The organism is Caulobacter sp. BP25, assembly GCF_002737755.1.
GTDB lineage: Bacteria > Pseudomonadota > Alphaproteobacteria > Caulobacterales > Caulobacteraceae > Caulobacter.
In genome coordinates, this window is record NZ_PEGH01000005.1 from 1 (window position 1) to 5,487 (window position 5,487).

General features: G+C 65.3%; 6 protein-coding genes, 2 tRNA genes and 1 pseudogene. 4 read left to right on the plus strand and 5 right to left on the minus strand.

Annotation, left to right across the window (positions count from 1 at the left end; all coding sequences use genetic code 11):
• Window positions 1-601 (minus strand): (d)CMP kinase (cmk, locus tag CSW59_RS03235; RefSeq protein WP_099442688.1); only part of this gene is annotated, 601 nt, incomplete at its 3' end.
• A gap of 2 nt (window positions 602-603) precedes the next feature.
• A pseudogene (gene aroA, locus CSW59_RS03240) lies at window positions 604-1,934 on the minus strand (3-phosphoshikimate 1-carboxyvinyltransferase).
• Between the two features lie 118 nt (window positions 1,935-2,052).
• Here aroA and CSW59_RS03245 point away from each other — a divergent pair.
• From CSW59_RS03245 to CSW59_RS03255, 3 genes are all read left to right on the plus strand, one after another.
• A complete protein-coding gene (locus CSW59_RS03245; protein WP_099442689.1) occupies window positions 2,053-2,517 on the plus strand; it encodes a TIGR02300 family protein in 465 nt (154 codons plus the stop codon).
• A gap of 214 nt (window positions 2,518-2,731) precedes the next feature.
• Window positions 2,732-2,807: transfer RNA gene (locus CSW59_RS03250), tRNA-Ala, on the plus strand.
• A 203-nt stretch (window positions 2,808-3,010) separates the two neighbouring features.
• Window positions 3,011-3,436: an Hsp20 family protein gene (locus CSW59_RS03255; protein ID WP_099442690.1), complete on the plus strand. Its 426-nt coding sequence runs from the start codon at window positions 3,011-3,013 to the stop codon at window positions 3,434-3,436.
• A gap of 127 nt (window positions 3,437-3,563) precedes the next feature.
• On the opposite strand, the gene CSW59_RS03260 is transcribed toward CSW59_RS03255, so the two are convergent.
• From CSW59_RS03260 to CSW59_RS03270, 3 genes are all read right to left on the minus strand, one after another.
• On the minus strand, window positions 3,564-3,989 hold the full coding sequence (locus tag CSW59_RS03260; RefSeq protein ID WP_099442690.1) for an Hsp20 family protein: 426 nt from the start codon (window positions 3,987-3,989) through the stop codon (window positions 3,564-3,566).
• Window positions 3,990-4,192: 203 nt separating this feature from the next.
• Window positions 4,193-4,268, minus strand: a tRNA-Ala gene (locus tag CSW59_RS03265).
• A 214-nt stretch (window positions 4,269-4,482) separates the two neighbouring features.
• Window positions 4,483-4,947, minus strand: coding sequence for a TIGR02300 family protein (locus tag CSW59_RS03270; protein ID WP_099442689.1), 465 nt, complete (start codon window positions 4,945-4,947; stop codon window positions 4,483-4,485).
• A gap of 118 nt (window positions 4,948-5,065) precedes the next feature.
• Here CSW59_RS03270 and CSW59_RS03275 point away from each other — a divergent pair.
• On the plus strand, window positions 5,066-5,487 hold a 422-nt coding region (locus CSW59_RS03275; RefSeq protein WP_369825736.1), incomplete at its 3' end, for a 3-phosphoshikimate 1-carboxyvinyltransferase.

The following is a 5,487-nucleotide window of genomic DNA, read 5'->3' on the forward strand; positions in this document are numbered from 1 at the left end:
GGGCCGCATCGAAGGCCTGCTCTATAGTCATTTCCGACGTATCGAGCAAGACGGCGTCGGCGGCCTGCGTCATTGGCGCATCCTTGCGACCGCCATCGCGCGCGTCACGCTTGTGGATGTCGGCCAGGATATCCTCGAAATCCACCGCCTCGCCCTGGCCCACCAGCTGCTTCCAGCGGCGCTCGGCGCGGACCTCGGGACGAGCCGTGACGTAGAGCTTGGCCGGTGCGTGAGGCGCGATAACCGTGCCGATGTCGCGGCCATCCAGCACCGAGCCGGGCTCGCGCTTGGCGAAGTTGCGCTGCAGGTCGAACAGAGCGGCGCGGACGCCGGGGTGCACGGCGACCCGGCTAGCCGCTTCCCCGGCGGCGCGTGTCCGCACCTCGACGCTGTCGAGATCCGAAAGGTCAAGCGACCTGGCCACGGCCTCAGCCGCGATGGGGTCATCGAGATCGCCCGCGCCGGCCAGAACGCCAACCCCGACCGCCCGGTAGAGCAGGCCGGTGTCCAGCAGCGGATAGCCGTAAAGCGCCGCCAAGCGGCCAGCGATCGTGCCTTTGCCGGACGCAGCGGGCCCATCGACGGCGATCACGAACCCCATGCTCAGGCTTCCGCGAGCGTTGCGCCAAGGCCCCGCATCAGATCGACGAAGCCTGGGAAACTGGTGGCGATCATGCCGGGCTCGTCGACGGCCACCGGCGCCTGGGCGGCCATGCCCAGGATCAGGTGGCTCATCGCGATCCGGTGGTCGCCATGGGTCGTGACGGTGGCCCCGCCCTTCGGCGGATGTCCCGCCCCCGTGACGATGAACCCCTCCGGCTCCTCGACCACCTGGACGCCACACGCCTTGAGGCCGTTCGCCGTCAGGGCGATGCGGTCGCTTTCCTTGACCCGCATCTCGCCGACGCCGCGCATCACGGTGTCGCCCTCGGCGAAGGCGGCCGCGATGGCCAGGATCGGATATTCGTCGATCATCGACGGCGCGCGTTCGGGCGGCACAACGACGCCCTTGAGCTTGGAGTAGCGGGCGGTGATGTCGCCGACCTCCTCCCCGCTCGACAGGCGTTGGTTCGAGATCACGAGATCTGCGCCCATCTCCTGCAAGGTCGTGAAGAGACCGGTGCGCAGTTCGTTGAGCATCACGCCCTCGACCGTGACCTCCGAACCCGGGACGATCAGCCCCGCCACCAAAGGGAAAGCGGCCGACGACGGGTCGCCCGGCACAGCCACGTGGGTTCCGGTGAGCTTCTGACCTTCGGGAAGACGGATGTGCCGGATGGTCTTCTCTCCGACGACGCGGTCCTCGACGATCACCTCGGTGCCAAAGGCCCGCAGCATGCGCTCGGTGTGGTCGCGGGTCGCCTCAGGCTCAATAACCTCGACGCCGCCCTCGGCGTGAAGACCCGCCAGCAGTACGGCCGACTTCACCTGGGCCGAGGCCATGGGCAGCGTGTAGTTCAAGCCGCGCAGGTTGCCGCCTTTCAGCGTCAGGGGCAGACGCCCCTTGTCGCGACCCAGCCAGGTCGCGCCCATGCGGGCCAGGGGTCCAAGACCCGCCCCATCGGCCGTCCGCGCAGCGAGCTGTCGCCGGTGAAGGTGGCGCACATCGGGAAACCCGCCGCCGCGCCCATGATCAGGCGAACGCCCGTGCCGGCGTTACCGCAGTCGATAACGTCGGAAGGCTCAGCGAAGCCGCCCTGGCCCTCGATGCGCCAGCGACCGACGCCTTCCTGCTCAACCCGCGCGCCGAAGGCCTGCATGGCCCGCGCCGTGGCGAGAACATCGTCCCCCTCGAGCAGCCCCTCGACCGTCGTCGTCCCTGTCGCGAGCGCGCCCAGGATCATAGAACGGTGGGAAATAGACTTGTCTCCCGGAGCGCGTACGATCCCTCGCAGAGCGCTTCCGGGGGCGCTCTTCAATCCAGCCGACGACATGCCGAAACCGGCTCCTTAGTATTTGGTTGTTTTCGCGAAGGGGTTTGCTTTTGACAGCGGCCTCCCGTCATGGCAAGTGACCGGCCGCTTTTCCCATCAGGATCAAAGGGTCGCCACCTTGGCAAATCCCGACTTGGGCGCAAAACAAATCTGCCCCAGCTGCCAGTCGAAGTTCTATGACCTCAACCGCCGTCCAGCTGTTTGCCCTAAGTGTGGCGAGCAGTTTGACCCGGAAGAGGCTCTGAAGTCGCGCCGCGTCCGCGCCCGCGCGATCACGCCGGACTATGAGTCCGACGATGAGAAGGAGCCGGTCGCCCCGAAGGAGGAGGACGGCTTCGAGGACGAGGTCGACGAGACTCCGGAAATCGACGAGGCGGCTGAGGCCGATGTTGTCGAGACGGACGACGAAGACGCCGAACCCGGCGCCGCGCCCGCCGGTGACGCCGACCTGGGCGTCGACTTCGCCGAGGACGACGATCTCGCCGAAGACGAAGCCGACGACGTTCCGTTCCTGGAGGACGAGGACGACGACATCCTCGACGAGGAGATCGAAGGCCTCCCCGGCGAGGGCGTCGACGACTGATCCAGTGGAAAGCCGGTCACGGATCGTCCCGCGACCGGCTTTCCACAAGCGTTTTCGGACCTGCGACATTTTTCTCGAAAAAAGTTCGCAGGGAGGGTTGATCCCCGGAAAATCCCGGACTAGGTTCCGCGCCTCTTCGGGGAGCGACACCAGTCGAAACGCTGAAGAGACCAAGGATTTCCGAGAGTTACCTCAGGTGTTCTCAGAAATTTTCGGGGCTATAGCTCAGCTGGTAGAGCGCTTGAATGGCATTCAAGAGGTCAGCGGTTCGACTCCGCTTAGCTCCACCATCAAGGCCCGGACGGAAACGTCCGGGCCTTGTCCATTTCTGGGCTTTGCCGTCGCCATCCGAGGCCACGCGTAAGCGAACTTCCCCCTCTTACCTCTTGAACGCTTCATCGCTGCTCGCCATGTCTAGCGTTGTGTCGCGGGGAGAAACGCCGATCCTCGGGTTGTTCACCGCGAACGAAGTCGCTTGAGCGAGGACTTCGCGATGACCCGGACGATCCTGTTCGACAGCCCTTTCTTGTTGGGCTTTGAGCACACCAGGGACCTAATCGAGCGCGCCGCCAAGGCCGCGTCCGAGAGCTATCCGCCCTACAATGTCGAGCAGGCCGAGAACGGCGGCGTCCGCATCACTCTGGCCGTGGCGGGATTCTCGCCCGAGCAGCTGCAGGTGACGGTCGAAGGCGGCCAACTGATCGTAGCGGGCAAACGCGACGCCGAAGGCCGCAGCGAGGCCGAGAGGGCCTTCCTGCATCGCGGGATAGCGGCCCGTGGCTTTGTCCGCACTTTCGTTCTGGCCGAAGGCATGGAGGTACAGGCCGCAACCCTGGAGCACGGCCTCCTGCACATCGACCTCGCGCGCCCAGAGCCCGAACGGCTGATCAAGCGCATCCCGATCCGTAGCGCGGGCTGACCGCGCATCAGAAGGTAACGCGGGCCAGACGGTCGCGTGGAACGAGTCTCTTCCGGCCGGTTCAGCCCGCGCCGGAAGAGACTCGTTCCACGCGACCGTCTGGCCCGCGTTACCTTCTGATGCGCGGTCAGCCCGCGCTACGGATCGGGATGCGCTTGATCAGCCGTTCGGGCTCTGGGCGCGCGAGGTCGATGTGCAGGAGGCCGTGCTCCAGGGTTGCGGCCTGTACCTCCATGCCTTCGGCCAGAACGAAAGTGCGGACAAAGCCACGGGCCGCTATCCCGCGATGCAGGAAGGCCCTCTCGGCCTCGCTGCGGCCTTCGGCGTCGCGTTTGCCCGCTACGATCAGTTGGCCGCCTTCGACCGTCACCTGCAGCTGCTCGGGCGAGAATCCCGCCACGGCCAGAGTGATGCGGACGCCGCCGTTCTCGGCCTGCTCGACATTGTAGGGCGGATAGCTCTCGGACGCGGCCTTGGCGGCGCGCTCGATTAGGTCCCTGGTGTGCTCAAAGCCCAACAAGAAAGGGCTGTCGAACAGGATCGTCCGGGTCATCGCGAAGTCCTCGCTCAAGCGACTTCGTTCGCGGTGAACAACCCGAGGATCGGCGTTTCTCCCCGCGACACAACGCTAGACATGGCGAGCAGCGATGAAGCGTTCAAGAGGTAAGAGGGGGAAGTTCGCTTACGCGTGGCCTCGGATGGCGACGGCAAAGCCCAGAAATGGACAAGGCCCGGACGTTTCCGTCCGGGCCTTGATGGTGGAGCTAAGCGGAGTCGAACCGCTGACCTCTTGAATGCCATTCAAGCGCTCTACCAGCTGAGCTATAGCCCCGAAAATTTCTGAGAACACCTGAGGTAACTCTCGGAAATCCTTGGTCTCTTCAGCGTTTCGACTGGTGTCGCTCCCCGAAGAGGCGCGGAACCTAGTCCGGGATTTTCCGGGGATCAACCCTCCCTGCGAACTTTTTTCGAGAAAAATGTCGCAGGTCCGAAAACGCTTGTGGAAAGCCGGTCGCGGGACGATCCGTGACCGGCTTTCCACTGGATCAGTCGTCGACGCCCTCGCCGGGGAGGCCTTCGATCTCCTCGTCGAGGATGTCGTCGTCCTCGTCCTCCAGGAACGGAACGTCGTCGGCTTCGTCTTCGGCGAGATCGTCGTCCTCGGCGAAGTCGACGCCCAGGTCGGCGTCACCGGCGGGCGCGGCGCCGGGTTCGGCGTCTTCGTCGTCCGTCTCGACAACATCGGCCTCAGCCGCCTCGTCGATTTCCGGAGTCTCGTCGACCTCGTCCTCGAAGCCGTCCTCCTCCTTCGGGGCGACCGGCTCCTTCTCATCGTCGGACTCATAGTCCGGCGTGATCGCGCGGGCGCGGACGCGGCGCGACTTCAGAGCCTCTTCCGGGTCAAACTGCTCGCCACACTTAGGGCAAACAGCTGGACGGCGGTTGAGGTCATAGAACTTCGACTGGCAGCTGGGGCAGATTTGTTTTGCGCCCAAGTCGGGATTTGCCAAGGTGGCGACCCTTTGATCCTGATGGGAAAAGCGGCCGGTCACTTGCCATGACGGGAGGCCGCTGTCAAAAGCAAACCCCTTCGCGAAAACAACCAAATACTAAGGAGCCGGTTTCGGCATGTCGTCGGCTGGATTGAAGAGCGCCCCCGGAAGCGCTCTGCGAGGGATCGTACGCGCTCCGGGAGACAAGTCTATTTCCCACCGTTCTATGATCCTGGGCGCGCTCGCGACAGGGACGACGACGGTCGAGGGGCTGCTCGAGGGGGACGATGTTCTCGCCACGGCGCGGGCCATGCAGGCCTTCGGCGCGCGGGTTGAGCAGGAAGGCGTCGGTCGCTGGCGCATCGAGGGCCAGGGCGGCTTCGCTGAGCCTTCCGACGTTATCGACTGCGGTAACGCCGGCACGGGCGTTCGCCTGATCATGGGCGCGGCGGCGGGTTTCCCGATGTGCGCCACCTTCACCGGCGACAGCTCGCTGCGCGGACGGCCGATGGGGCGGGTCTTGGACCCCCTGGCCCGCATGGGCGCGACCTGGCTGGG

Coding starts and splice junctions, on each gene's coding strand:
- CSW59_RS03255 (WP_099442690.1), top strand. CDS start 3,011: ATGACCCGGACGATCCTGTTCGACAGCCCTTTCTTGTTGGGCTTTGAG.
- CSW59_RS03260 (WP_099442690.1), bottom strand. CDS start 3,989: ATGACCCGGACGATCCTGTTCGACAGCCCTTTCTTGTTGGGCTTTGAG.